General features: G+C 71.7%; 21 protein-coding genes and 2 pseudogenes. 10 read left to right on the top strand and 13 right to left on the bottom strand.

Translation table 11 applies throughout. The features are described 5' to 3' along the window. Positions 1-6 precede the first annotated feature (6 nt). Positions 7-195 (top strand): annotated as a pseudogene (locus ACFVYL_RS00655) (oxygenase MpaB family protein); the annotation flags it as partial. Between the two features lie 30 nt (positions 196-225). On the opposite strand, the gene ACFVYL_RS00650 reads toward ACFVYL_RS00655, so the two are convergent. Then, positions 226-1728, bottom strand: a complete 1503-nt coding sequence (locus tag ACFVYL_RS00650; RefSeq protein WP_389712093.1) for a M1 family metallopeptidase — start codon at positions 1726-1728, stop codon at positions 226-228. Between the two features lie 202 nt (positions 1729-1930). On the opposite strand from ACFVYL_RS00650, the gene ACFVYL_RS00645 reads away from it, so the two are divergent. The 3 genes from ACFVYL_RS00645 to ACFVYL_RS00635 all read left to right on the top strand — a co-directional run bounded on the left by ACFVYL_RS00645 (position 1931) and on the right by ACFVYL_RS00635 (position 7028). Beyond that, on the top strand, positions 1931-3937 hold the full coding sequence (locus tag ACFVYL_RS00645; protein ID WP_389712092.1) for a Xaa-Pro dipeptidyl-peptidase: 2007 nt from the start codon (positions 1931-1933) through the stop codon (positions 3935-3937). Beyond that, positions 3934-5214: a M14 family metallocarboxypeptidase gene (locus ACFVYL_RS00640; protein WP_389712091.1), complete on the top strand. Its 1281-nt coding sequence runs from the start codon at positions 3934-3936 to the stop codon at positions 5212-5214. Before ACFVYL_RS00645 ends, ACFVYL_RS00640 begins: the two co-directional genes overlap by 4 nt. 134 nt (positions 5215-5348) lie before the next feature. Next, the gene (locus ACFVYL_RS00635) at positions 5349-7028 is read left to right on the top strand and encodes a BCCT family transporter (protein ID WP_389712432.1); all 1680 of its coding nucleotides are present in this window, start codon (positions 5349-5351) and stop codon (positions 7026-7028) included. Between the two features lie 9 nt (positions 7029-7037). On the opposite strand, the gene ACFVYL_RS00630 is transcribed toward ACFVYL_RS00635, so the two are convergent. Further along, a complete protein-coding gene (locus ACFVYL_RS00630) occupies positions 7038-7991 on the bottom strand; it encodes an FAD-dependent oxidoreductase (protein ID WP_389712090.1) in 954 nt (317 codons plus the stop codon). Positions 7992-8057: 66 nt separating this feature from the next. Between ACFVYL_RS00630 and ACFVYL_RS00625 the strand changes: the two genes are divergently transcribed. Both ACFVYL_RS00625 and ACFVYL_RS00620 read left to right on the top strand, forming a co-directional pair. Continuing rightward, positions 8058-9089 carry an oxidoreductase gene (locus ACFVYL_RS00625; RefSeq protein ID WP_389712089.1) on the top strand — a complete coding sequence of 344 codons (1032 nt, stop codon included), beginning with the start codon at positions 8058-8060 and terminating at the stop codon, positions 9087-9089. Positions 9090-9708: 619 nt separating this feature from the next. After that, positions 9709-11352 carry an ABC-F family ATP-binding cassette domain-containing protein gene (locus ACFVYL_RS00620; protein WP_389712088.1) on the top strand — a complete coding sequence of 548 codons (1644 nt, stop codon included), beginning with the start codon at positions 9709-9711 and terminating at the stop codon, positions 11350-11352. 22 nt (positions 11353-11374) lie between these two features. Here ACFVYL_RS00620 and ACFVYL_RS00615 read toward each other — a convergent pair whose 3' ends face one another. The 3 genes and pseudogenes from ACFVYL_RS00615 to ACFVYL_RS00605 form a co-directional block, all read right to left on the bottom strand. After that, positions 11375-13810 carry a Tex family protein gene (locus tag ACFVYL_RS00615; RefSeq protein WP_389712087.1) on the bottom strand — a complete coding sequence of 812 codons (2436 nt, stop codon included), beginning with the start codon at positions 13808-13810 and terminating at the stop codon, positions 11375-11377. 111 nt (positions 13811-13921) lie between these two features. After that, positions 13922-14053: pseudogene (locus ACFVYL_RS00610) on the bottom strand (LPFR motif small protein); the annotation flags it as partial. Positions 14054-14144: 91 nt separating this feature from the next. Further along, positions 14145-15035 (bottom strand): hypothetical protein, encoded by an 891-nt coding sequence (locus ACFVYL_RS00605; RefSeq protein ID WP_389712086.1) that lies wholly within the window; start codon positions 15033-15035, stop codon positions 14145-14147. 133 nt (positions 15036-15168) lie between these two features. On the opposite strand from ACFVYL_RS00605, the gene ACFVYL_RS00600 reads away from it, so the two are divergent. Together ACFVYL_RS00600 and ACFVYL_RS00595 are read left to right on the top strand one after the other, a co-directional pair. Then, complete coding sequence (locus ACFVYL_RS00600; protein ID WP_389712085.1) at positions 15169-16209, top strand: GlxA family transcriptional regulator; 1041 nt, start codon at positions 15169-15171, stop codon at positions 16207-16209. A 7-nt stretch (positions 16210-16216) separates the two neighbouring features. Beyond that, positions 16217-16849: a DJ-1/PfpI family protein gene (locus tag ACFVYL_RS00595; protein WP_389712084.1), complete on the top strand. Its 633-nt coding sequence runs from the start codon at positions 16217-16219 to the stop codon at positions 16847-16849. Between the two features lie 16 nt (positions 16850-16865). Here ACFVYL_RS00595 and ACFVYL_RS00590 read toward each other — a convergent pair whose 3' ends face one another. Continuing rightward, entirely contained in the window at positions 16866-17618 is a 753-nt protein-coding gene (locus ACFVYL_RS00590) for an enoyl-CoA hydratase/isomerase family protein (protein ID WP_389712083.1), read from the bottom strand. Positions 17619-17740: 122 nt separating this feature from the next. Between ACFVYL_RS00590 and ACFVYL_RS00585 the strand changes: the two genes are divergently transcribed. Then, positions 17741-18409 (top strand): HdeD family acid-resistance protein, encoded by a 669-nt coding sequence (locus ACFVYL_RS00585; RefSeq protein ID WP_389712082.1) that lies wholly within the window; start codon positions 17741-17743, stop codon positions 18407-18409. 129 nt (positions 18410-18538) lie between these two features. Beyond that, the gene (locus tag ACFVYL_RS00580; RefSeq protein WP_389712431.1) at positions 18539-19015 is read left to right on the top strand and encodes an ATP-binding protein; all 477 of its coding nucleotides are present in this window, start codon (positions 18539-18541) and stop codon (positions 19013-19015) included. Between the two features lie 28 nt (positions 19016-19043). On the opposite strand, the gene ACFVYL_RS00575 is transcribed toward ACFVYL_RS00580, so the two are convergent. From ACFVYL_RS00575 to ACFVYL_RS00545, 7 genes are all read right to left on the bottom strand, one after another. Next, positions 19044-20180: an LCP family protein gene (locus tag ACFVYL_RS00575; protein WP_389712081.1), complete on the bottom strand. Its 1137-nt coding sequence runs from the start codon at positions 20178-20180 to the stop codon at positions 19044-19046. Between the two features lie 28 nt (positions 20181-20208). Then, positions 20209-20712 carry a transglycosylase SLT domain-containing protein gene (locus ACFVYL_RS00570; protein ID WP_389712080.1) on the bottom strand — a complete coding sequence of 168 codons (504 nt, stop codon included), beginning with the start codon at positions 20710-20712 and terminating at the stop codon, positions 20209-20211. 372 nt (positions 20713-21084) lie between these two features. Next, positions 21085-22524 (bottom strand): NADP-dependent phosphogluconate dehydrogenase, encoded by a 1440-nt coding sequence (gene gndA / locus ACFVYL_RS00565; RefSeq protein WP_389712079.1) that lies wholly within the window; start codon positions 22522-22524, stop codon positions 21085-21087. A 105-nt stretch (positions 22525-22629) separates the two neighbouring features. Further along, complete coding sequence (locus ACFVYL_RS00560) at positions 22630-23511, bottom strand: family 16 glycosylhydrolase (protein ID WP_389712078.1); 882 nt, start codon at positions 23509-23511, stop codon at positions 22630-22632. Positions 23512-23743: 232 nt separating this feature from the next. Continuing rightward, the gene (locus ACFVYL_RS00555) at positions 23744-24175 is read right to left on the bottom strand and encodes a GNAT family N-acetyltransferase (RefSeq protein ID WP_389712077.1); all 432 of its coding nucleotides are present in this window, start codon (positions 24173-24175) and stop codon (positions 23744-23746) included. A 65-nt stretch (positions 24176-24240) separates the two neighbouring features. Then, positions 24241-24834, bottom strand: coding sequence for an isopentenyl-diphosphate Delta-isomerase (gene idi, locus ACFVYL_RS00550; protein ID WP_389712076.1), 594 nt, complete (start codon positions 24832-24834; stop codon positions 24241-24243). 146 nt (positions 24835-24980) lie between these two features. Continuing rightward, positions 24981-26108: a GNAT family N-acetyltransferase gene (locus ACFVYL_RS00545; protein WP_389712075.1), complete on the bottom strand. Its 1128-nt coding sequence runs from the start codon at positions 26106-26108 to the stop codon at positions 24981-24983. Positions 26109-26247 lie beyond the last annotated feature (139 nt).

Below are 26247 nucleotides of genomic sequence, written 5' to 3'. Positions count from 1 at the left end.
TGGCGCACCACCGTCGGCCTGATGCCGCCGGACGCCCGCGCGGCGATCGGTCTGGCCTGGACGGCCGGACAGGAGCGCAGGCTGCGCAGGTTCGGCAAGGTGGTCCGGACGGTGGTGCCGCTCCTGCCGGAGCGGCTGCGCTGTCTGCCAGAGCCACGGAAGGCGCGGGCGCGGTACCGGGCCGCCGGGCGGTGAATCCCGCCGGCGGCCCGGCAGCGCCGGTCGTCAGTGCCCGTGACCGTGTGCGTGTACGCCGTTCGTCGCCGCGATCTGCTTCCACGACTTCGGCTTGGCCGGGGCCGCGGCGGAGCGGGCGATCCCGGCGTCCCGCACGGCGGGAGCCGCCGGGCGCGACGGCTGGTAGAGCCACGTGTCGAACAGCTCCGCGAGCGGCTTGCCCGAGACCTTCTCGGCGAACTTCACGAAGTCGTTCACCTTGGCGTTGCCGTACGCGTGCTGCTGCGGCCACTTCTTGAGGATCGAGAAGAACGTCGTGTCCCCGACCTCGTTGCGCAGCGCCTGCAGGGCGAGGGCGCCCCGGTCGTAGACCGCGCCGTGGAACTGGTTGTCCGGGCCCGGGTCGCCCGGCTTGACCTGCCAGAACGGGTCGTCGGCGGGGTGCTGGGCGTACACGTAGTCCGCCAGCTCCTGCGCGCTGCCCTCGCCCTCCTTCTCCGACCACAGCCACTGGCTGTAGCGGGCGAAGCCCTCGTTGACCCAGATGTCCTTCCAGCCGTCCACGGACACGCTGTCGCCGTACCACTGGTGGGCCAGCTCGTGGACGACGATCGACGCGTTGGCGCCGTTCGCGAACGCGGCGGGGCTGTAGAAGGGCCGTGTCTGGGTCTCCAGGGCGTAGCTGCTCTTCACGTTCGGGACGTACCCGCCGAGCGCGTTGAACGGGTACTTCCCGAAGACCGTCTCCAGCCATTCGGCGACCTCGGTGGTCCGCTCGATGCTGGCCCGTGCCGCGCCGGCGTTGTCGCCGAGGTCCTTGCTGTAGGCGTTGAGGACCGGCAGGCCGCCCTCGGTCTTGTCGGTCGTGATGTCGAACTTGCCGACGGCGAGCGTGGCGAGGTAGCTCGCCTGCGGCTTGTTGGACCGCCAGTTGTAGCGGGTCCAGCCCAGCTTCGAACTCTGCGACTGCAGCACGCCGTTGGAGATCGCCTGACTGCCGTCGGGCACGGAGACGGACACGTCGTACGTCGCCTTGTCCAGCGGGTGGTCGTTGGAGGGGAACCACCACACGGCGGCCTCCGGCTCCTGGGCCGCGACACCGCCGTCCGGCGTCCGGTGCCAGGCGTTGTAGCCGTTTATCTTCAGCTCGGACGGCTTGCCCGCGTACCGCACGACGACGGTGACCGCCGCGCCCTTGGGCAGCCCGGCCGGCGGCGTGATCTCCAGCTCCTGGTCGCCGGTCTTCTGGAACTTCGCCTTCTTGCCGTTGACCCGCACCTCGGAGACCTTGAGGCCGAAGTCGAGGTTGAAGCGCGAAAGGTCCTGGGTGGTGCGGGCGTTGATCGTCGCCGTGCCTTCGAGCAGGTCGGTCGTGGGCTGGTACTTCAGCCGCAGGTCGTAATGCGAGACGTCGTATCCGCCGTTGCCGCTGGCCGGGTAGTAGGGGTCGCCGATGCCCGGGGCCCCGGGGGTGAAGTCCGCGGCCGATGCCGGGATCGCCAGCAGCAGAGAGGCCGCGAGTGCGCCCGGGGCGATGAGTCTGCGGTGCACGTCAAGCTCCAAGTCGTAGGGGCTGAAGATCTGTTCGTCTGGTCGACGAGCCTATTCAGCCCCTCCTGCCCACGTCATGTCCATGGCCCCGGTCGTCATACGATCGCCATGCGGCCGACATGTGCCTCAATGTCCCATGCACCTGACGCGACGTTGGGCGGCCCTCTGTCGCGCGGCAGTTCACCGGTGTACCTTCCGCGCCATGCCGATACGTGCGCGACGCACCCGCCTCCTGTGGAGAACGCTCCTCGCGGCCGCCCTGGCCGCCCTGATCGCCACCCTCATGTCCCCGGGCGCAGCGCAGGGGGCCGCACCGGCCCCGCGCACGCCCGGCCAGGCCCCTCGCACCCAGGCCCCTCGCACCCCGGGCGAGAGCAAGCCCGTGTACTCGTACGAGGACGCGATACGCGAGTCCGTGTGGGTGGACACCGCAATCGACGGCGACGCGGACGGCAGGACCGACCGCGTCGCCGTCGACATCGTCCGGCCCCGTGAACTCGACCGCACGGGCCGCCGGATACCCGTGATCATGGATGCCAGCCCCTACTACGCGTGCTGCGGGCGGGGCAACGAGAGTCAGAAGAAGACGTACGACGCGGACGGCAATCCCGTCCAATTCCCCCTGTACTACGACAACTACTTCGTGCCCCGCGGCTACGGCTACGTCGCCGTGGACCTCGCGGGCACCAACCGCTCCGACGGGTGCGTCGACGTCGGCGGCCGCTCCGACGTCCAGTCCGCCAAGGCCGTCGTCGACTGGCTGAACGGCCGCGCCCGCGGCTATACGAGCCGTACGGGGAACGACCGCACCAAGGCGACGTGGACCAACGGCGCCACCGCAATGATCGGCAAGAGCTACGACGGAACGGTCGCGCAGGGCGTGGCCGCCACCGGGGCCCGGGGGCTCAAGACCATCGTGCCGATCGGCGCGATCTCCTCCTGGTACGACTACTACTTCGCCAAGGGCGCTCCCCTCTACGGCAGCGGCCCCGACGGTCTTTCGAACGCCGTGGAGAGCCCCGAGGCCCGCGCCCGCTGCGGCGCCGTGCAGCAGCGCCTGGTCGACGGGGCACCGCGCTCCGGCGACTGGACCGGCCTGTGGAGCGAACGCAACCACGTGCCGGACGCCGACAAGGTGCGCGCCAGCGTCTTCGCCGTGCACGGCATGCAGGACCTCAACGTCCGCACCAAGCACTTCGGCCAGTGGTGGGACGCCCTCGCGGAGAACGGCGTCGACCGCAAGGTGTGGCTCAGCCAGGCCGGTCACGTCGACCCGTTCGACCTGCGCCGCGGCGACTGGGTGCGCACGCTGCACCGCTGGTTCGACCACGAACTCCTCGGCTACGACAACGGCATCGGCCGTGAGCCGATGGCGGACATCGAGCGCTCGCCGGACCACTGGACCACCGACCGGGTCTGGCCCCCGCGCGGCACCCGCACCGTCGGACTCCACCCCGCCGAGGGAACGTCCCCCGGCGTCGGCACCCTTGGCCTCCGCCCGGGAAAGGGCACCGAGACCTTCACCGACGACCGGCGGCTGAGCGAGACGGACTGGGCCGGGCGCATCGACACGTCAACGCCCGCCAAGGCGGGCTTCGTCAGCAAGCCCCTCGGGCGTGACCTGCGCCTGTCAGGCCCCGCCACGGTGACCGTCACCGCGACCCCGACCACCCGCACCGCCCACCTCTCCGCGGTCCTCGTCGACGTCGGCCCCGACACCATCCGCGACTACTCCGCGGCGGGCGAGGGCATCACCACCCTTCCCGAGCGCACCTGTTGGGGCCCGAGCACGGCGGGTGACAGCGCCTGCTTCAAGGAGACCCGCGCCAAGACCGCCGCCGTCGACTACACGATCTTCAGCCGAGGCTGGGCCGACCTCGGCAACTGGGCGGACGCCGGGCACGGCCGCCCGCTCACCCCGGGCAAACCGCACACCATCACCCTCGACCTTGCCGCGAGCGACCACGTCGTGCCCAAGGGCCACCGGCTGGCGCTGATCGTCGCGGGCACCGACAAGAACCTCATCGAACCGCCCGCCGACACCCCGACCCTCACCCTCGACCTGGCCCGCACCTCGGCGAAGCTGCCGCTGGTCGGCGGCGCGGGCGCCTTCGCCACCACCGCACCCGTGACGCCCGGAGAGTCCCGCCTCGACGGCGTGGCCCCGCCGCGCCGGATCAACCCTCGCCCGGGAGGCAGCACTTCATGAGACCCCGCATCCGCACCCTGGCGCTCGCCTGCGCCGCCACCGCGCTGACCGCGCCGCTCCTGACGGCGCCCGCGCAGGCGACGCCGACCCCGCCCCGTACCGGATTCGAGGAGACGGACGGGGCGCGCTGGACCAGCCAGCCCGAGGAGCAGGACCTCCTCGCCACCGTGGACAGGGCAGCCGAGAGGGTCTCGGTCACCCGCATCGGCAGCACCGAACAGGGGCGGCCCCTCCAACTGGTCCGCATCGGCGAACGTCCCGCGAAGAACACCGTGCTGCTGATCTGCAGCCAGCACGGCGACGAGCCGTCGGGCCGCGAGGCCTGCCTGTCCACGATTCGCGACCTGGCGTACGCGAAGGACAAGAAGACCAGGCGCTTCCTCTCCCGCACCACGCTCCTGGTCGTGCCCACCGCCAACCCCGACGGCCGCGCCGCCGACACACGAGGCAACTCCGACGGCGTGGACATCAACCGCGACCACCTCTCCCTGCGCACGGCGGAGGCCCGCGCCATGGCTGCGGTGATCCGCGACCGCAAGCCCGATGTCATCTACGACCTGCACGAGTACGGCGCCACACCCAAGTACTACGACAAGGACCTGTTCGACCTCTGGCCGCGCAACCTCAACACGGACGAGGTGGTGCACCACGAGGCGCAGACGCTGTCGAAGGCGTACGTGCGACCGGCCGCGGAGCACGACGGGTACACCACCGGCACGTACGGCATCTGGACCGATCCGGTCACCGGCGACCCGGTCAAGCAGACCGCGGGCGACGGCCAGGAGCGCATCCTGCGCAACATGTCGGGCATCAAGCACGCGGCGGGGCTCCTCATCGAGAGCCGCGTCGATCCGATGACGGAGGCCGAGAAGAAGGACGAGGCGCTGAACAACCGGCGCCGCGTGGCCTCCCAACGCTCGGCGCTCGGCGGCCTGGTCGCGTTCACGGACGAGCGCCGCGAGCGGCTGGAGGCGGCCACCGGAGTGGCCCGCACCGAGGGCTATCGCGACCGCGGCCCGGTCTACGTCGGCGGCGCCGACAACGATCCCGCCGAACCGGCCGAGGTCATTGCGAACCCGCCGTGCGGCTACCGCCTGACCGCCGCCCAGTACCACGACATCAAGGACGAACTGGCCCTGCACGGTGTCGCCGTGGAGCGCCAGAAGTCCGGCGCGTACGTCCCGCTGCGGCAGTCCGCACGGCGCCTCGTCCCGCTCCTGCTGGACGAGCGCGCGCCGTATCACATGGTCACAGCTCGGCCCGACTTGGCCTGTTGAGGAAGTGAGAGGTGCGTCACATGTGGTAGGGGGTAGCGGAGGAGAAAGTCCGGAATCAATCGACCCCTTGAAAGGTGTCACCTGTGACGCAGGATCAGCATAAGGCGGACGACGGGGGAGGGGCCCAAGAGATCATGGCGCCCGCCCCCGGCGGCCGGTCCCCACAGACGGACCGGGTGGTCTTCGGTGTGACCGCCGTGCTCACGCTGGCGTTCGTGGTCTGGGGCGCGGTGTCGACGGACTCGCTCAAGGATGTCTCCACGGACATGCTCGAGGGTCTGATGCACAACGGCGGTTGGTTCTTCATGCTGACCGCCACCGGGTTCGTCGTCTTCGCGCTCTGGCTGGCCGTCAGCCGCTACGGCAAGATCACGCTCGGCCGGGAGGGGGAGGAGCCGGAGTTCCGCACCGTCTCCTGGGTCGCCATGATGTTCAGTGCCGGTATGGGCATCGGCCTGATGTTCTACGGAGTGAGCGAGCCCGTGGCCCACTTCACCACGCCGCCGCCGGGCACCGATCCGGCCGACGCGCCCGCGGCGATGGAGACCGCGATGGCCACCACCCTCTTCCACTGGACGCTCCACCCGTGGGCGATCTACGCGGTCGTGGGCCTGGCCATCGCGTACAGCACGTTCCGGCGCAACCGGCGGCAGACCATCAGCGCCGTCTTCGAACCGGTCATCGGCGCGAAGCACGCCCACGGCGCCTGGGGCCGGGTCATCGACATCCTGGCCATCTTCGCCACGCTCTTCGGCTCCGCCGCGTCCCTCGGCCTCGGCGCCCTGCAGATCGGCAGCGGCATCGAGGTGCTCGACTGGATGGAGGACGCGGGCACGGGCCTGCTCGTCGTCATCATCGCCGTGCTGACCCTGGCCTTCGTGGCGTCCGCCATCTCCGGTGTGGAGAAGGGCGTCCAGTGGCTGTCGAACATCAACATGGTGCTCGCCGCGCTGCTCGTGGTGTTCGTCTTCATCGCGGGCCCGACGGTCATCATCCTCGACATGGTCCCGACGTCGCTCGGCGCCTACCTCGACGACCTGCCCCAGCTGATCGGCCGCACCGAGGCATCCAGCGGCAAGGGCGTCGCGGACTGGCTGAGCAGCTGGACGGTCTTCTACTGGGCCTGGTGGATCTCCTGGACGCCCTTCGTCGGCATGTTCATCGCGCGCATCAGCCGCGGCCGTACGATCCGTCAGTTCGTCGGCGGCGTCATCCTGGTGCCAAGCACCGTGAGCCTCATCTGGTTCGCCGTGTTCGGCGGCACCGCCATGACCGTCGCCGACCGGGGTGGCCTCAAGGGTGAGACTACCCAGGAAGCACAGCTCTTCGGCCTGCTCCACGAGTATCCGATCGCCACGGTGACCAGCCTCCTGGTGATGATCCTCGTCGGCATCTTCTTCGTCTCGGGTGCCGACGCCGCGTCCATCGTCATGGGCACGCTCTCGCAGAAGGGCGCCCTGGAGCCCGGCCGGTTCGTCGTGATCTTCTGGGGCATCGTGACCGGAGCCGTCGGCGCGGTCATGCTGCTGATCGGCGACGGCTCGGACGACGCGCTCACCGGCCTGCGCAACCTCACCATCCTGGCCGCCGCACCCTTCACCATCGTGATGATCGGCATGTGCGTGGCCCTGATGCGTGACCTGCGCCACGACCCGCTGATCGTGCGCGGTGAACACGGCACGGAAGCCGTCGAGAAGGCCGTGATCGCCGGTCACGAGCAGTACGACGGCGACTTCGAGATCCGCATCGGCCCGATCCAGGACGACGAGGACAACGGCCGGGAATCGGGCAGCACCGCAGTCGACAACCGCTGACCGGCCGCGTCAGGAGGCGGCGCCCGCCAGCCGCGCCGCCTCCTCGGCGCACCCCCACGCGACCGTGACACCAGCGCCCCCGTGTCCGTAGTTGTGCACGAGGACCCGGCCCTCCGCGGTGCCGTCCCGCTCCAGGCGCACCCGGTGCCGGGCGGGCCGCAGCCCCACCCGGTGCGCGAGGACCCGCGCCCCCGCGATCTCCGGCCGCACGGCCGCGCACCGCGCGACGATGGCGGCGGCCACGGCGGGGTCGGGCTCCGTAGACCAGGCACCGACCTCGGCGGTCCCGCCGAGCAGCAGCCCGCCCGGCTGCGGAAAGAAGTACGTGGTCTCCCGCGCCCCGGAATCGGCCGCAGTGAACCACGTCTCGATCCCCGGGTTCTCCACGACGACGAGCTGCCCCCGCACCGGGTACACCGCGTCGTCCCGCACGAGTTCGCGCGCCCCGAGGCCCGAGCAGTTGACCACGACGGGCGCCTCGGCCAGGGGCTCCGCGAGCCGCCCGACCGTCCGCTCCTCCAGCACCCCGCCCGCCGCGCGCAGCCGCTCCCGCAGCCAGGCGAGATGGACCGGCATGTCGATGAGCGGCAGCCGGGCCCACAGCCCCTGCCCCGCGTACTCGCCGGGCTCCGCCGCCCGCAGACCCGCCACCCGGGCGGCCCAGGGCCCGAGCGCGTCCAGCCGATTCCCGGCGAGTACGCCCTCGACCATGCGTACGCCGCCGAGCCCGCCGCGGGCCGCCAACTCCTCGTACACGGCGAGGGACCGGAGCCCCCAGTCGCCGGCGGCCATCACCGGCTCGATCCGATAGGGCCACCACAGGGCGCCCGCAACAGCCGAGGTGGTCCGCTCGGCGGGCTCCCTGCTCCACACCCGCACCCGGCACCCGAGCTCAGCGCACACGACGGCGGTGGTGAGTCCGACGACCCCACCGCCCACCACGATCACATCGGCATCCCTCATCCCAGGAACGTAGCGGAATGTGCGATGCCGTGCTCACATCACAGGCCAGGTGGGGATACTCACAGCATGTCTGCCGAGTACGCGACCTTCGGTCTGGCACCGGCCATGCGCGCCGGTGGGGTTCTCGCCAACGGTGGCTACCAAGTGCACCGCGATTTCGTCGACTTCATCGTGGACGGCCGCCCTCTGCTCTTCCAGCTCTCCGACCTCGACGCGGTGTCGCCGCTGGCCGCCGACATCCCGCCGGCGATCTTCACCGCACACGTCCGCCGGCTGCTCCTGGAGGCGCAGGCGCCGCTGAGCGAGGGGCGGTACGTCATCTACGGTTGCCCCGAGTGCGAGGGCCTGGAGTGCGGCGCGGTGACGGCGGTGATCGAGAAGAGCGCCGACGGCAGTGACGACTTCATCTGGCGCGACTTCGCCTGGCAGACGTCCGAACCGGCCGACCTCGCCCTCAACGGCTACCACGGCATAGGGCCGTTCCGCTTCCGCGGCGACGAATACCGGTCCGCGCTGGGGCAGTTGCTCACCGACGACGAGCGACGAGCCCGCCGCCGGGTCCTCCTCATCGGCGCCCGCGTGGCGCTCCTCGCCAAGCTGGCCGCGGCGCTCCGCACGATCGGCATCGGCGCGGAGATCGCGGCGGACGCGGCGGGCGTCCCGCCCGAAGAACTCCGCACCTACGGCGCGGTCGCCTTCGGCCGCGCGGTCCCCGACGCCGTCCGCCGGTCCGTCCGCTCCGCCTTCGACCGGGCCGACGTCCGGGTCGCCTACGTCGACGGGCTCGCTCCGGTCATCCCGCTCCTCGTCGCCCAGATCGAGTACGCGCTGGACCGCAGCCCGCGCGAACAGCGCCGCCTCACCCGGCTCACCGCGGGGGCCCACTCGGCGGAACTGGAAGTCACGTCGGCATGCCGGGTCCGGTTGACGGTGTACAGGGTGGACCGCCTCTCGCGCCCCCACCTCTACGAAGTCTTCGACGAGGTCCTGGAACCGGGGTCGCACCGGGTCCCCCTCCCGGCCAAGGCCACGAAGGGCCACTCCTACGTGGTGGCCCGAACCTCCACGAACGTCCTGGTCAGCTCTACCTCCGCGTAGGGGGGGGGTGGGCTTTTCCCCCGCCTTCCTCTCCCTCTTTCGGTGCGAACAGGCCCGCCGCTCCGCGGCGGAGTTCTCCCACCCACCCACCCGTTTGCCCCGCGACGTATGGCGGGGGTAGGGGCGGGTGGTGGGTGGGGGTTTGCGGTGGCCATCCGCGGGAGTAGGGGCGAATGGGGCGTTGTCCGGCGATGTATGGCGGGAGTGGGAGGGTGGGGGGTTGCGGTGGCCATTCGCGGGAGTAGGGGCGGGGGCGTTTGCCCGGCGGCGTATGGCGGGAGCGGGTGGGCGGGGGTGCCTTGACCATCCGCAGGAGTAAGGGTGGGGCGTTTGGCCCGCGATGTGCGGCGGGAGCCCGGGCCGGGGGTCTTTGCCCCGCAACGTACGGCGGGAGTCGGAGGCAGCCGCCCCCACCGGCCGGCAGGCGCCCGAGCGGCCTGAGGGGGCGTGGGGGTATGTGCGCACGGAGCACCGAGCATCCTCTGGCGTCTTTGTCCGTGCAACGCGACGCAGGGATGGCGAGTACGCACATACCCCCACGTCCCCGCCCCCCACCGAACACCAGGCGCCCCCGCCCCAACGCCCCCGCACACGCCCCGCGACCTACAATCATCCCCTGATGACCGCAACCCTCGTCGCCAAAGATCTCGCCGCCGGCCACGGCGACCGCACCCTCTTCTCCGGTCTGGACCTGGTCGTCGCCCCCGGCGACGTCATCGGCCTGGTCGGGGCCAACGGAGCGGGGAAGTCCACGTTGCTGCGGCTCCTCGCGGGCCTGGACACCCCCGAAGGCGGCGAGCTGAGGCTCTCGCCGCCCACCGCGTCCGTGGGGCACCTGCCCCAGGAGCCGGACCGGCGCCCCGGCGAGACGATCCGCGCCTTCCTGGCCCGCCGCACGGGCGTCGCCGAGGCCCAGCGCGTCATGGACGAGGCCACGCAGGCGCTCGTCGACGGCGCCCCGGGCGCGGACGACGCGTACGCCAACAGCCTGGAGCACTGGCTGGCGCTCGGCGGCGCGGACCTCGACGAGCGCGCCGAAGAGGTCACCGACTCCCTCGGTCTCGCCGTCGGCCTGGACCAGCCGATGACGTCCCTTTCGGGCGGCCAGGCGGCCCGCGCCGGCCTCGCCTCCCTCCTCCTGTCCCGGTACGACGTGTTCCTGCTCGACGAGCCGACCAACGACCTCGACCTGGCAGGCCTGGAAAGGCTGGAGAGCTTCGTGCGGGGACTGCGCGCCGGCACGGTCGTGGTCAGCCACGACCGCGAGTTCCTCACCCGCACGGTCACCAAGGTCCTCGAACTCGACCTGGCCCAGCAGCAGATCAACCTCTACGGCGGCGGCTACGACGCGTACCTGGAGGAGCGGGAGACGGCCCGAAGGCACGCCCGCGACGACTACGAGGAGTACACCGACAAGAAGTCCGCGCTGCAGAGCCGCGCGCAGATGCAGCGCGGCTGGATGGACAAGGGCGTCAAGAACGCCCGCCGCAAGGCGGGCGACAACGACAAGCTCGGCCGGAAGTTCCGCAGCGAGGCCAGCGAGAAGCAGGCGTCCAAGGCCCGTCAGACGCAGCGGATGCTGGAGCGCCTCGACGTCGTCGAGGAACCCCGCAAGGAGTGGGAGCTGCGGATGGAGATCGCGGCGGCCCCGCGCTCCGGCACGGTCGTCGCGGGCCTGCGCGACGCGGAGGTGCGCCGCGGCGGGTTCACGCTGGGCCCGGTCACCCTGCAGATCGACTGGGCGGACCGCGTGGCCATCACCGGGGCGAACGGCTCGGGCAAGTCGACGCTGCTCGCCGCCCTCCTGGAACGCCTTCCGCTCGACGCGGGCCACGCGGCTCTCGGCTCGGGCGTCCTGGTCGGCGAGGTCGACCAGGCCCGCGCACTGTTCCACGGCGAGGAGTCGCTGATCGACGCGTTCTGTGCCGCGGTCCCCGACACCGAACCGGCCGAAGTCCGCACGCTGCTGGCCAAGTTCGGCCTCAAGGCGGAGCACGTGCTGCGCTCGGCGGCCACGCTGTCGCCCGGCGAGCGGACGCGCGCGGCCCTGGCCCTGCTCCAGGGCAGAGGCGTCAACCTCCTGGTCCTCGACGAGCCGACGAACCACCTCGACCTGCCCGCGATCGAGCAGCTGGAGTCGGCCCTGGAGTCCTACGAGGGCACGCTGTTGCTGGTCACGCACGACCGCAGGATGCTCGACGCGGTCAGCGTGACGCGCCGCCTGGAGGTGGCGGAGGGCAAAGTGACCGAGCTGTCACTCTGACCTCCGTCCCGCCTCCCGGGCGTCAGCGCCGCTTGGGGTCCACGAGACCGGCCCGCCGCAACGCCTCGGCCATAGCGTCGTTGGCGGGCGGCGGCCCCTGCCGCTTCTGCCCCCGCCCCTGACCGCCGCCCGGGCCACCGCCCTGACCGCCACCCGGGCTACCACCCTGGCCACCGCCTCGACCGCCCCCGCCCTGCCGCTGCTGAGGCGGCCGCCCCCCGCCCCGCTTCGGCTGCTCCCCGCCGGAGCCGACCGCGGCGGCCTCGTCGTCAAGTCGCAGCGTCAGCGAGATCCGCTTGCGCGGAATATCGACGTCCATGACCTTCACCTTGACGATGTCGCCGGGCTTGACGACGTCACGCGGGTCCTTGACGAAGGTCTTCGACATGGCGGACACGTGCACCAGACCGTCCTGGTGCACGCCCACGTCGACGAACGCGCCGAACGCGGCCACGTTCGTGACGACGCCTTCGAGCACCATCCCGCCGACGAGGTCGGAGAGTTTCTCCACGCCGTCCTTGAAGGTCGCCGTCCTGAAGGCGGGACGCGGGTCGCGCCCGGGCTTCTCCAGCTCCTTCAGGATGTCGGTGACCGTGGGCAGTCCGAAGACGTCGTCCACGAACTCGTCCGGCTTCAGCGAGCGCAGCGCCGCCGTGTTGCCGATGAGCGAACCGACCGCGCCGCCCGCCGACTTCACCATCTTGCGCACCACGGGGTACGCCTCCGGGTGCACGCTGGAGGCGTCCAGCGGGTCGTCGCCGCCGCGGATGCGGAGGAAGCCCGCGCACTGCTCGTACGCCTTCGGGCCGAGCCGGGCCACGTCCTTGAGGCCCTTGCGGTTCTTGAAGGGGCCGTTCGCGTCGCGGTGCGAGACGATGTTCTCCGCGAGGCCCGCGCCGATGCCGGAGACCCGGGCGAGGAGCGGGGCGGACGCGGTGTTCACGTCGACGCCGACGCCGTTCACACAGTCCTCGACGACCGCGTCCAGCGAACGCGAGAGTTTCACTTCCGACAGGTCGTGCTGGTACTGGCCGACGCCGATCGACTTGGGGTCGATCTTGACCAGTTCGGCGAGCGGGTCCTGCAGGCGCCGGGCGATGGAGACCGCGCCGCGGATCGACACGTCGAGGTCGGGCAGTTCCTGGGAGGCGAAGGCCGACGCGGAGTACACGGAGGCGCCCGCCTCGGAGACCATCACCTTCGTGAGCTTCAACTCGGGGTGCTTGTCGATGAGTTCACCGGCGAGCTTGTCGGTCTCGCGCGACGCCGTGCCGTTCCCGATGGCGATCAGGTCGACCTCGTGCTCCTGGGCGAGCTTCGCGAGGGTGGCCAGGGACTGGTCCCACTTGTTCGCCGGGACGTGCGGGTGGATCGTGTCGGTCGCGACGACCTTGCCGGTGGCGTCGACGACGGCCACCTTCACACCCGTACGGAAACCGGGGTCGAGGCCCAGCGTCGCGCGCGTGCCCGCGGGCGCCGCGAGCAGCAGGTCGCGCAGGTTCGAGGCGAAGACCCGCACCGCCTCGTCCTCGGCGGCGGTCCGCAGGCGCAGCCGCAGGTCGATCCCGAGGTGGACGAGGATCCGGGTCCGCCACGACCAGCGGACCGTGTCCTGCAGCCACTTGTCGCCGGGCCTGCCGCGGTCGGCGACCCCGAAGCGGTGGGCGACGATGCCCTCGTACGAGGACGGGGTCCCCGGCGTGGCGGCGGCCTCCTCGGGCTCCAGGGTGAGGTCGAGGACCTCTTCCTTCTCGCCGCGCAGCATGGCGAGGATGCGGTGCGAGGGGAGCTCGGTGAAGGGCTCGGCGAAGTCGAAGTAGTCGGCGAACTTGGCGCCGGCCTCTTCCTTGCCCTCGCGGACCCTGGCGGCGAGCCGGCCGCGCACCCACATGCGCTCGCGCAGCTCGCCGATGAGGTCGGCGTCCTCCGAGAACCGCTCGGCGAGGATCGCCCGGGCGCCGTCGAGTGCGGCCTGCGGGTCGGCGACGCCCTTGTCGGCGTCCACGAACGCGGCGGCGGCGGCCTGCGGTTCCACGGACGGGTCGGCGAGCAGCCCGTCGGCCAGCGGCTCGAGGCCTGCCTCGCGGGCAATCTGCGCCTTCGTGCGCCGCTTCGGCTTGAAGGGCAGGTAGATGTCCTCGAGCCGCGCCTTGGTGTCCGCCTCGCGGATCCGCGTCTCCAGCTCGTCGGTGAGCTTGCCCTGCTCGCGGACCGAGTCGAGGACAGCGGCGCGCCGGTCCTCCAGCTCGCGCAGGTAGCGCAGCCGCTCCTCGAGCGTGCGCAGCTGCGCGTCGTCGAGCATCTCGGTCGCTTCCTTGCGGTAGCGCGCGATGAAGGGCACCGTGGACCCGCCGTCGAGCAGGTCGACGGCGGCCTTCACCTGCCGCTCCCGTACGCCGAGCTCCTCGGCGATCCTGCCTTCGATGGTCGCAGGGGTGGACGTCTTCAAAGCTGCCACGTTCCGGTACCGCCTTCTCGCTGAGGTTGCCGGGCAATTGTGGCAGGTGGCGCCGACAGAGGGTGATCAGACCCGGCGGGTCCGCCCCGTACGGCCGGGCCGCCGCCCCGTGCTCCGCCCGCCCCGCCCCGTGGAACGGGAGGCTCCGCCGAACAGCCGCGCCACGGCCCGGAACGGCAGGGTGACGACGGTGGCGATGGCACCCACGATCTGGCGCAGTACGTCCGCTATGGCACGGAACATGGGTTTCCCCTCTCGTCTCCCGGCGCGGCCGGGGTGCCGGCCGGGAGACGTCCGGGTACCGCAGTGCGGCGAAGCCATGCCGGATCGGCCGTCAGCGCTTGCCGATCAGGTCCGCGGGGAACGCCCCGGCCTGCAGCGCCGTCCCGGTGAACAGGGTGGCCAGCTCCGTCAGCCGCTCGACGGCCGCGGCGCCCAGATGCTCGTAGGGCGCCCGGTCGAGGCGGTCCGTCTCGGCCTCGACGTCCCGGCGCAGCGCCACGCCCGCCTCCGTCAACTCACTCTCGCCGTCGAGCAGTCCGCGCTCGCGCAGCCGCTGAACCGCGGCGTCCCACTCCTCCTGGTTCCAGCCCCGGGTGGCGAAGACCCACTTCGGCCGGGTGCCCTTGCCGGTGGCGGCGTGGGTCACCATGGCCTCGAGGCCGTCGAGTTCGGCGGAGAGCAGCACCGCGAGGTGGCCGTCGCCGCGGTGTTCGCGCAGCAGCGTCGCCGCGTGCCAGTACGCGAGGTGCGGCTCGTCGGGGACGGGCAGATCGGCGTGCGCGGCGTACAGGGGACGGGCGCCGCGGCTGCAGGCCTCGGTGGCGCGCAGCGCGAGCCCGGCGGCCTCCGTCATCTCCGGCGAGCGGACGAGCTCGTCGCCGAGGAGCCGGCGCAGCGTCGTGTCGACGGCGCGCACGCGTGCGCCGTGCACCTCGGCGGGGACGGCGGTCTTCCACACGTCGGGCACGTGCGCGGCGACGAGCTCGTACTTGTAGTTGTAGAAGGTGGCGGCAACGGTCCCGGGGCCGACGGCGCCCAGGGCCGCCGCGCGCAGGGCGAAGTTGACCGCCGCGGGGTGCGTCACCCCGAACGCGGCCATCTCCCGCGCGGCGTCGGGCGAGAAGTAGTGCGTCGAGTGCAGCGCGTTGAGCACGCTGTGACAGCGGCGTCCCGCGCGCGGGGGCAGCGCCGCGGCCGTGGGGGAGGTCGTCGAAGAGGTCATGGGTGCACGGTACCTACTGGTTGGTATGTCGCCGTAGGGAGCCCGGCGAAAGAGCATCACGCGGCGTTCGGATGGCAGGAAAGGTGGGGTGCTCGTCATTGCGGCCATCGTCGGCCGGGCGAAGAATCGGGGCATGGAGCAGCGAACCGTCCTGGTCGTCCTCTTCGACGGCGTCCAGAGCCTCGACGTCACGGGCCCCGTGGAGGTGTTCACGGGAGCCGCACTCACCCTCGGCGCCCAGGAGAGCGGCTATCAGGAGAGCGGCTATCGCGTGCGCACCGCCTCCCTGGACGGCGCCCCCGTACGCACGTCCAGCGGCCTCACCCTGGTCCCGGACTCCGCACTGGCCGACGCCCCCGCGCCGCACACCCTGCTGGTCCCCGGCGGCCCGGGCACCCGCGCCGCCGACCCGGCCCTGACCGACTGGCTGCGCATCCACGGCCCGCACGCGGAGCGCCTCGTCTCGGTCTGCACCGGCGCCATCCGGCTCGCGGAGGCGGGCCTCCTGGAGGGGCGCCGCGCGACGACGCACTGGGCCTACTGCGCGAAGCTGGCCAGGGACCATCCGGGAATCGACGTCGACCCGGACCCCATCTACGTGCGCGACGGTCGCGTCGCGACGTCCGCCGGGGTCACCGCGGGCATCGACCTGGCCCTGGCCCTTGTCGAGGAGGACTTCGGCCGTGAGGTGGCGCTCACCATCGCCCGGCACCTCGTGGTCTTCCTGCGGCGCCCGGGCAACCAGGCACAGTTCAGCGTCCAGCTCGCCGCGCAGACCGCGCGGCGCGAGCCGCTGCGCGAGGTCCAGCAGTGGATCACCGAGCATCCGGCCGACGACCTGTCGGTCGAGGCGCTCGCCGCGCGCGCCCGGCTCTCGCCCCGGCACTTCGCCCGCGCCTTCCGGGCGGACACCGGACTCACGCCGGGCAAGTACGTCGAGCGCGTCCGCATCGAGCACGCCCGCCGCCTCCTTGAGGACAGCGACGACGGGGTCGAGCAGGTCTCGCGCGCCAGCGGCTACGGCACTCCGGAGGCCATGCGCCGCGCCTTCGTCAAAACGCTCGGCGCGGCGCCCGCCGAGTACCGCCGCCGCTTCCACCCCGCGCCGGCCGTACCGGCCGGGGCATCCACCAGCCACCCCACCAGCCATCCCACCAGTCACCCCAACCGATAGGGACACCATGCAGATCGCCATCGCCCTGTACGAGCGCTTCACCGTTCTGGACGCCATCGGCCCGTACCAGATGCTGAACTCGCTGCCGGGTCACGAGACCGTCTTCGTGGCCGAGCAGGCGGGACCCGTGCGCGACGACAGCGGCTCCCTCGCCCTGGTCGCCGACAAGTCCTTCGCCGAGGTCCAGCGCCCCGACATCGTGGTGGTGCCCGGCGGCCCGGGGCAGAGTGACCAGATGGAGAACGAGGCGCTCCTGGGCTGGCTGCGCACGGTCGACGCCACGAGCACCTGGACGACCTCGGTGTGCACCGGTTCCCTCGCCCTGGCCGCCGCGGGCCTCCTCAAGGGCCGCCGCGCCACCTCGCACTGGTGCGCCCTGGGCGAGCTGGAACGCCTCGGCGTCGAGTCGACGGGGGAACGGGTCGTCTTCGACGGCAAGTACGTCACCGGGGCGGGCGTCTCCGCGGGCATCGACATGGGACTCACCCTGGCGGGCCGGATCGCGGGTGACGAGCACGCGCAGAGCGTCCAGCTGATGACCGAGTACGACCCCCAGCCGCCCTACGACGCCGGGTCCCCCGAGAAGGCGCCCGCGCACATCGTCGCGAGGTTCCGCGACCGGAGCCGCTTCGAGCGGTAGGCGCGCGCCCGGCGGCTCAGCCGGTCGACGGGGTCCAGCTGAAGCGGGGCGGCCTGCGCTCAAGGAAGGCGGCGACACCCTCGGCGGTGTCGCCGCCGCCGCGCGCCTGCAGCGCCCAGTGCGCGTCCCGGTCCGTGCGCCCCGCCGCGAACTCCTTCGCCGCGGCCTGGGTCAGCTGCGAGCGCGACGCGAGGACCCGGGTGAACTCCGCGACCCGCTTGTCCAGACCGCCGGCCGGCAGCACCTCGTCGACCAGGCCGGTGCGCAGCGCCCGTTCCGCGTCGATCAACTCGCCGGAGAAGAGCAGGTACTTGGCGGCGGAGGGCCCCACGAGCGAGACCAGGCGCCGGGTGGACGACGCCGGATAGACGATGCCCAGCTTGGCCGGGGTGACGCCGAAGGAGGCGCCCTCGTCGGCGAACCGCAGGTCGCACGCGCCCGCCAGCTGGGCGCCGCCGCCCACGCAGTAGCCGCGCACGGCGGCGAGCGTCGGCTTGGGGAAGGCCGCCAGGGCGTCCTCGGCCCGCACCGCGAGGTCCTGCGCGGTGCCCGGCGACTCGCGCAGCGAGGAGATGTCGGCTCCCGCGCAGAAGGTGTCGCCCGCGCCGGTGAGCACGACGGCACGCACGGCCGGATCGGCGGCGAGGGCCGCGAAGAGCGGCGGCACCTGGCCCCACATGTCCGCGGTCATGGCGTTGCGCTTGGCTGGATGGTCGATGACGACGGTGGCGACGCCGTCCGTGACGGTGTGCCTCAGCTGCGGCTCCATGCGCCGGATGCTATCCGCACCCCTCGAACGTACGATCAAGAAGGGTGGAACAGAAGGTACATAAGGGAGCACAGGGCGCACATAGGGTGCGGAAGGCTCTGCCGAGCGACAGGGAGACGCTGATGGCCCGACCCAAGGACGCCAGAACCACCGGACCCACCGAGCCCGGGGCAGGGACCGGAACCGCCAGAGCGGGTGCCCAGGGCGCCAGGCTCAGCCGCAGCTTCGGCTGGCTCGCCCTGCTCGGCGTGATCCTCGCCGTGGCCGGGCTCGTCGGCCTCGTCTACACCGGCGTCGCCACGCTGACCTCGATGCTTCTGTTCGGCTGGCTGCTGCTCGTCGGCGGCGTCGTGGGTCTGCTGCACGCCGTCCAGTCACGGGGCACCAGCTTCTTCTGGCTGGGCGTGGTGGTCGCCGCGCTGAACCTCGCGGCGGGTGTCGTGATCATCCGCAGGCCCGAGGTGGCGGCGGAGGCGCTGACCATGTTCGCGGCCCTGCTCTTCCTCACGGGCGGGGTGTTCCGCCTGGTCGGCAGCCTCGTGGTGCGCGGCCCGCAATTCGCCCTGACCCTTCTGCAGGGCGCCTTCGGCCTGCTGATCGGCATCCTGGTCCTCGCGGAGTGGCCCAGCAGCAGCCAGTACGTGATCGGGTGCTTCTTCTCCCTCGCGCTGCTCTTCGACGGCCTCGGCCTGATCGCCACGGGCATCGGAGGGCGCCGCATCGTCAGCCTCGTACAACCTGAAAAACAATTGAATCCGGAACAACAGGGGCAGGATCAGTCGCACAACTGACGGCGTCATACGCCACCGATCAAATCCCGTCGATAGTCGCTGACTTCTGGTCAGCGGCGCGGTCCGGGCCGGAGCGTTCCCAACACTCGATGTGTGGCGACAATCGAGCGCAAGGGCGGCGACCCGACGATGGAGAACGGCGGGAGGCGGCCCGGCCCACTCCCCGGCGACGACGGACCATTGCCCTACGAGGGTGTATGGCGCTTCACCGCCCCGGCCGTCGACGCCTCCGTACCCCAGGCACGGCATGCGGTGCGCGACCTGCTGGCCCGGCAGGGCGTGCCGGCCCCGGACGACCTCGTCCACGGCCTGCTGCTCATCGTCTCCGAGCTGGTCACCAACGCGGTGCGCCACGCGGCCCTGCTCTCGCCGATGCTCGCGGTGGAGATCGCCGTCGGCGCCGAGTGGGTGCGGGTGTCCGTCGAGGACAATCACCCCTACCGCCCGACGGCCCTCGTGGCGGACCACGGCCAGACGGGCGGCAGGGGACTTCTCCTCGTCCGCGAGATCACCGAGGAGGCGGGCGGCGCCTGCGACGTCGAGCACACCGCGAGCGGGGGCAAGGTCATCTGGGCGGCGTTGCCCCTCAAGCCCGGTGACTACTAGGGCGCGCGTACCGGCGAGCCAGGGGGCCTCAGGAGCCGGCCGAGACCGGTGAGTCGGTCCTGTCGCCCACCGAGTCCCGGGTGGCGGACTTCGGTATGGCCCGGTCCTCGCGCAGCGCGTTCCAGACCTGGTGCGAGGCCTTGTCCAGCGGCTTGACCCGGCCCGCGTCCTGCGCGTCGTAGGTGACCGGCATGGTCACCATGTCGGTGTCCTCGGGGCTGATGCCCTTCAGCTCCTTGGCGAGGCCGAGGAGCTTGTCCGCGGAGGCCAGGTCGGAGTCGGCGCTGACGGTCTTCGTCGCGGTGTCCGCCAGGTCGTAGGACTTGCCGGGGTCGCTGAGCGGGTCGACGGTGTTGACGCGGTGGATCAGGGCCTTGATGAATGCCTGCTGGAGCTGGATGCGGCCGAGGTCGCTGCCGTCGCCCACGCCGTGCCGGGTGCGGACGAGCTCAAGCGCCTGCTTGCCCTTCAGCGTGTGCTTGCCCGCGGTCAGCGAGAGACCGCTGTTGTGGTCCTTGATGGCCTTGTGGGTGGTGATGTCCACGCCGCCGAGCTCGTCGATGAGCTTACGGAACCCCTTGAAGTCGACTTCGAGGTAGTGGTCCATGCGGACGCCCGACATCTTCTCGACCGTCTTGACGGTGCAGGCGGGTCCGCCCACCTGGTAGGACGAGTTGAACATGGCCTGCTGAGTGCCCGCCGCGCCGCCGCCGTGGGACGGCGTGCACTGGGGCCGCTGGACCATCGTGTCGCGCGGGATGCTGACGACCGAGGCCTTCTTGTGGGTCTTGTCCACGTGCAGGACCATCGCCGTGTCGGCACGGGCGCCGCTGACGCCGCTGCCGTACTCGCCGTGCGTCCCTGCCCGGGAGTCGGAGCCGAGCAGGAGGATGTTCATCGAACCGTCGCGCTGCTGGGCGGGCCGGTCCTTGCCCAGGGCGGCGTTCACGTCCGTGCCCTGGATGTTGCCGTTGAGGTGCTGCCAGGCGTAGGCCACGCCTCCGCCACCGACGATGACCGCGCCCAGGGCGCCCCACGCGACGTAGCGCAGGGCCTTCTTCCGGGGCTTGCGTCGGGAGCGGCGTACCCGCGCGGGCCCGTAGGCGGGTGCCGCGGGGCCGTCGGCCGGGTGCGCCGGGTGCTCGTTCCCGCTCTCGTGCGGCATGCGCTGACTCTCCTCGTCGACCGGGGGCTCAGTAGGCGGAGTCGACGTTGTCGATCGAGCCGTACTTGTCGGCGGCGTAGTTGGCGGCCGCGGTGATGTTGGCGACCGGGTCGGTCAGGGAGTTTGCGGTGCCGTCGACGTGGTAGGCGTCGAAGGTCGGCTGGATGACCTGGAGCAGGCCCTTGGACGGGGTGCCGTTCTGCGCGTTGACGTCCCAGCCGTTCTGGGCGTTCGGGTCGCCGGCGGACTCGCGCATGATGTTGCGGTGCAGGCCCTCGTAGGAACCGGGGATGCCCTTCGACTTCATGATGTCGAGGGACTCGCGGATCCAGCCGTCGAGGTTGTCGGCGTGCGGCTTCTTGGCGGCCTGCGCCTGCGTGGCGGCCGCCGTGCTGACCTTGGCCGGCTCCGCGGCGTGCGCGGCGGAGGGCGCCATCGTGAGGGCCGCTGCCGCGGCACCGGCGGTGGCTATGCCGGCGACGGAGAACTTGCGGAAGCGGGCGGCACGGTTCGGCGTCTGGGTCGTGGCCATGCGGGGATAACTCCTCAAGGGGGACGTGTGGGGCTCGATCCGAAGTGGGCGTCTGTGCCCGGTGGGGATCCGGGAGCCCCGGAGACCTCAGCCAGAGTTAGGGGTGCCCGGGGGTGGACGCAATGGTGTGACGTACTACCCCGGTACGCAGACGTCCCCGGGCAAAGCGGCCCATACCCGCGCCTCGGCCCCCGGCCCCCGCCCTCACCCCGCTACTACCGTCCTTAGCATGTGACGTGGCCCCTATGAGTGGGCTCACAGCCCGCGGCCCCCCGAGGTGGCCTGGGTCACCGACATGACGACGGCCCGGGCGGCTTTCGCCGGCCCGAGCCGTCCCCCCGGTGTCTTGGGGCCCTGCACCCCTTGCGGCGCCTAGGCGCCGGTCTCCGAGCGGTCACCGCCCCAGAGCGTGTGGAACGAGCCCGCACGGTCGACCCGCCGGTAGGTGTGCGCGCCGAAGAAGTCCCGCTGGCCCTGGGTGAGCGCGGCGGGCAGCCGCTCGGCCCGCAGCCCGTCGTAGTACGCGAGCGCCGCCGCGAAGCCCGGCGTGGGCACGCCCTGCGTGGTCGCGGCGACCAGGACGGCCCGCCAGTCGTCCTGCGCCCCCGCGATCTCGTCCGCGAAGCCCTTGTCCGACAGGAGCGAGACCAGGCCGGGCTGCGCCTCGTAGGCGGCGGTGATCCGGTCCAGGAACGCCGCCCGGATGATGCAGCCGCCGCGCCAGATACGGGCCACCGCGCCCAGGTCGATGTCCCAGTCGTACGTCTCGCTGCCCGCGGCGATCTCGTGGAAGCCCTGCGTGTACGACACGATCTTCGAGGCGTACAGCGCCTGCTCGACCTGGTCGGCGAAGGCGCCGGCCGCCGGTCCGCTCAGCGGCTTCGCCGTGGGGCCCGGCAGCTCCTTCGACGCGGCGCGCAGGTCGGCGTGGCCCGACAGCGAGCGGGCGAACACCGCCTCGGCGATGCCCGACACCGGCACGCCCAGGTCCAGCGCGATCTGCACCGTCCAGCGCCCGGTGCCCTTCTGCTCGGCCTGGTCCTGCACGACGTCCACGAAGGGCTTCCCGGTGGCGGCGTCCACGTGGGAGAGGACCTCCGCCGTGATCTCGATCAGATACGAGTCGAGGCGGCCCGTGTTCCAGGTGCGGAAGACGTCGGCGATCTGCGCGGGGGAGTACCCGGCCACGTCCCGCAGCAACTGATAGGCCTCGCCGATGAGTTGCATGTCGGCGTACTCGATTCCGTTGTGCACCATCTTCACGAAGTGACCGGCGCCGTCCGGGCCGACGTGCGTCACGCACGGGGCGCCGTCCTTCGCCTTCGCGGAGATCCTCTCCAGCATCGGGCCGAGCGAGGCGTACGACTCGGTGCTGCCGCCGGGCATGATGCTCGGCCCGTGCAGCGCGCCCTCCTCGCCCCCGGAGACACCGGTGCCGACGAAGTGGATGCCCTGCTCGCGCAGCTCCTTCTCGCGGCGCCGGGTGTCGGCGAAGTGCGCGTTGCCACCGTCGACGATCATGTCGCCGGGCTCCAGGAGCGGCGCGAACTCCTTGATCACCGCGTCGGTCGGCTCGCCGGCCTTCACCATGATCACGAGGCGTCGCGGCCGTTCGAGGGCGGCCACGAACTCCTCGGCGGTCTCGGTCGGCACGAAGATGCCCTCCTCGCCGAACTCCCGCACCAGGTCGTGGGTGCGGGAGGCGGTGCGGTTGTGGAGGGCGACCACGTACCCGTTGCGGGCGAAGTTGCGGGCGAGGTTGCGCCCCATGACGGCGAGGCCCGTGACCCCGATCTGGGCTGAAGTGCTCATGCCTGTCGCTCCTGGGAAGAGGGGTGGAAACGCCATTGTTCAGCGCGGCGGCTGCCGCACATGGTGCCCTCTTCCCGGGCGGCGTGTCGGTTCAAAGACAGGCTCTCAGTTGCCGGTCGTCACGTGCACGTAGTCGACGACGAGCTGCTGGGGGAAGGAGGTGCTGCCGTTCGGGTCGCCGGGCCAGTAGCCGCCGACCGCGAGGTTGAGGATGAGGAAGAAGGGCTTGTCGAAGACCCACCGGTTGCCGTTCAGGTCGGCCGGGGTGCGGGTCTGGTAGACGGTCCCGTCCACGGACCAGCTGACGCGGTTCGGCGACCAGTCCACGGCGAACGTGTGGAACTTGTCCGCGAACGCCTGGCCGCCGGGCAGCGTGTAGCCCGCGCCGATCCCGCCCGAGCCGGAGTAGCCGGGTCCGTGCAGGGTCCCGTGCACGGTGCCCGGTTCGAAGCCGACGTTCTCCATCACGTCGATCTCGCCGCTGCCCGGCCAGCCCACGCTGCCGATGTCGGCGCCGAGCATCCAGAACGCGGGCCACATGCCCTGGCCGCGCGGCACCTTCATGCGGGCCTCGACGTGGCCGTAGGTCTGGGTGAACCTGCCCGCGGTGTTCAGGCGGGCCGAGGTGTACTCGCACCTGCCGTACCAGCACTGGTAGTTGGCCGGGTTCTCCTTGCGGGCGGTGATGACCAGGTTGCCCCGGCCGTCGAGTGCGGCGTTCTTGTTGCCCGAGGTGTAGTACTGCCGCTCGTGGTTGTTGACGTTGTCGCCCGTCTCGATCTGCCACTTGGAGCCGTCGACCGCCGACCCGGCGGGGCCGTTGAAGTCGTCGGTGAACGAGGCGGCCGCGGCCGCCGGTGCGGTGGCGGGGGAGCGGGGCGCGGGCTCGGCGGAGGCCGAGGGGAGCACGGCGAGGCTCGCGGCGCCGCAGGCAAGGGCGAGCGCGCAGAGCTTGGTGCGGCGGCGGGGGGAGGTGTGCACTGTCATCACATCGCTTCGCGTGGGGGCGGTGGCCAGATGGGGCGTGCGCATGACAAATGACGGCCGAGACCTGGCCGCGGCGAGGGAGCGACCGCGGCAGGATCCGACTGTGTTCACTTCGTTCAGTACTTGATTTAAGGCAGACTCCGAGTCCCCGTCAAGGAGTTGGCGCGTACCAGCAGTCCCGTACCGACAGTCCCGTACCAACAGTCCCGTGCCAACCGCCCCGGCGGGCGGCTCACCGCGCGGGCATCGAGCGGTACATGCCGATCGAGTCGTGCGTGGCGGTGTCGGCGAAGCCGAACTTCTCGTAGAGGAAGCGCGCCGGGCCGTCGGCGATCAGCGAGACGTACGCGGTCGCGGGCGCGCGGCGCTCCAGCTCCTCGGTGAGCGCGGCCATGATGCGCTTGCCGAGGCCCTGCCCTTGGTGGTCCGGGTGCACGCAGATGTCGACGATCTGGAACGCGGTGCCGCCGTCGCCGATGACCCGGCCCATGCCGACGGGCTCGCCCTGGTGCCGCAGCACCACGCCGTACCAGGTGTTCGGCAGGGCGAGGGCGACGGCCTCGGGTGCCCGGTCGGAGAGGCCGGCCACGGTCCGCAGGTGGCGGAAGGTCTCGACGGACGGCACTCCCGCGCAGAGCTCGTAAGAGTCACTATTGGCATGCATGCATTACATGCTAGCGAACCGCCGCCGGACCGGGACCCGGCGGCGGTCTGTGCCGGCTCGGGTGGCTACCAGCCCGCGGAGGGGCCGGTCAGCTCCTTGATCGCGGGCCGGGCCGCGTCGAGCACGGTCATGAACCACGCGGAGAACGGCTCGCGCTCGTGGCGCTCGGCCAGCTCCGCCGCCGACACGAACGCGGTCCCGCCGATCTCGTCGGGGTCCGGGCTGAGCGGGGCCTGCACCATGCCCACGAAGAGGTGGTTGAACTCCTGCTCCACGAGCCCCGAGTCCGGGTCCGGGTGGTTGTAGCGCACCGTCCCCGCCTCGGCGAGCAGCGACGGCGAGACCCCGAGCTCCTCGTACGTACGCCGCGCGGCCGCCGCGAACGGGGCCTCGCCCGGGTAGGGGTGGCCGCAGCAGGTGTTCGACCAGACGCCGGGGGAGTGGTACTTGCCGAGGGCGCGCTGCTGGAGCAGCAGGCGCCCCTGCTCGTCGAAGAGGAAGACGGAGAACGCCCGGTGCAGCTGCCCGGGCGCCTGATGCGCGGCGAGTTTCTCCGCTGTGCCGATCGTCCTGCCGTCCTCGTCGACGAGTTCGAGCAAGATCGCTTCTCCGGCGCCGTTCGACGAATCGTTCGCCGCGGTGGCAGGTGTGATCGGCATACCCATCCTTCGCTTCGGTCTTCGAGCCCCAAGTCTGCCGTACGTTCCGGACGCCCCCGGCACTTCGGGGGCCCGCATGTCCCGCCGCACCGGGGCACGGCGGGACATGCGCCGGGCGCTTCCCGAGGGAGCACCCGGTGGGGCGGTCAGACGCCGAAGGCGGCCGGATACTGGATCGTGCCCCGCGCCGGCCCCGCGGAATCGTCGGATCCGTCGAGCACGAGCGCCATCATCGCCTCATCGGGCACCTCGAAACCTGGCCGGATTCCGTACCCGGAAGCGGGCTTGAAACCGAACCGCGGATAGTACGAGGGGTGCCCGAGCACGACGACCAGTTGCTCCCCACGCGCGCGTGCCGCGTCGAGCAGCGCACGGACAACGGCCGATCCCGCCCCCGTCCGCTGGTGTGCGGGCAGTACGGCAACAGGGGCGAGCGCCAGCGCGGGCGCCCCGCCCACCAGGCAGCGGGTGATCAGCGCGTGCGCGGCCACGGAACCGTCGGGCGCCTCGGCGACGTACGACAGGCCCGGCAGCCAGGCCCCGGGGTCGGCGCGCAACGCGTCGACCAGATCGGCCTCCGCCTCGCTCTCGAAGGCGGCCGCGTTCACGGCGTGCACCGCGGCGACGTCCGACGCGGTCTCCGGCCGGGTCGGCCAGGAGCCCGTGGGCCGCAGGACGTACCCCGCGTACCCGAACTCCGTGCCGTGCTCGCGCCGCATCGCGATCTCCTCGCGGGTGGCGGCGAGCGCCTCGGCCATGCCGGGAGCCGCGGGGTCCGCCGCGTCCGCGCGCGCGGCCAGCGGCCCGTAGTACTCGTCCCAGTCGGACTCGGGCTGCGGGTGCACGCCGAGCACGGAGTACCCGGCACCGGTCGCGGCCCGGAGGTTCTCCTCGCCGGTACGGAGTGTGTAATGCCGCTCCCAGAAGGCGCGGGCCGCGGCGGACGGCTCGGCGGCCGTCCACTCGCACTCGGTCAGGACGAGCGCTCCGCCGGGAGCGAGCAGCCGCCGCCAGGTGCGCAGCGCGGTGTCGAAGCCGATGGAGTAGGCCGAGCTCTCGGCCCAGACCAGATCGAACGAGCCGTCGGGGAAGGGGAGTTCGGCCATGTCGGCGTTGAGGGTGGTGATCGATCCGGCGAGCCCGCGCGCTCGCGCGGGCAGCGCGCCCGTGAGGGAGAGCAGCCGCCGGGTGGTGGCGTCGGAACCGGGACCCTGCCGGTCGAGCCCGTGGTGCAGGGCGAAGAAGGCATGGGTGAGCGACGTGTGGTCGGTCAACGTGGGAAACCCTTGAGTGAGGGGCCCGCGGACGTACGGAGCGTCAGACGCGAGCCCGGGAAGTGGGGATGCACGTGTCGCCGCGCAGAGCAGCGTCGGCCGCGACAGTCATTAACCCACCTCCAGGGAACTCAAGAAC

The organism is Streptomyces sp. NPDC058308, from assembly GCF_042880275.1.
Classification (GTDB): domain Bacteria; phylum Actinomycetota; class Actinomycetes; order Streptomycetales; family Streptomycetaceae; genus Streptomyces.
Note: the sequence above shows the minus strand (reverse complement) of the source record. Positions and strands in the feature narration are given on the sequence as shown.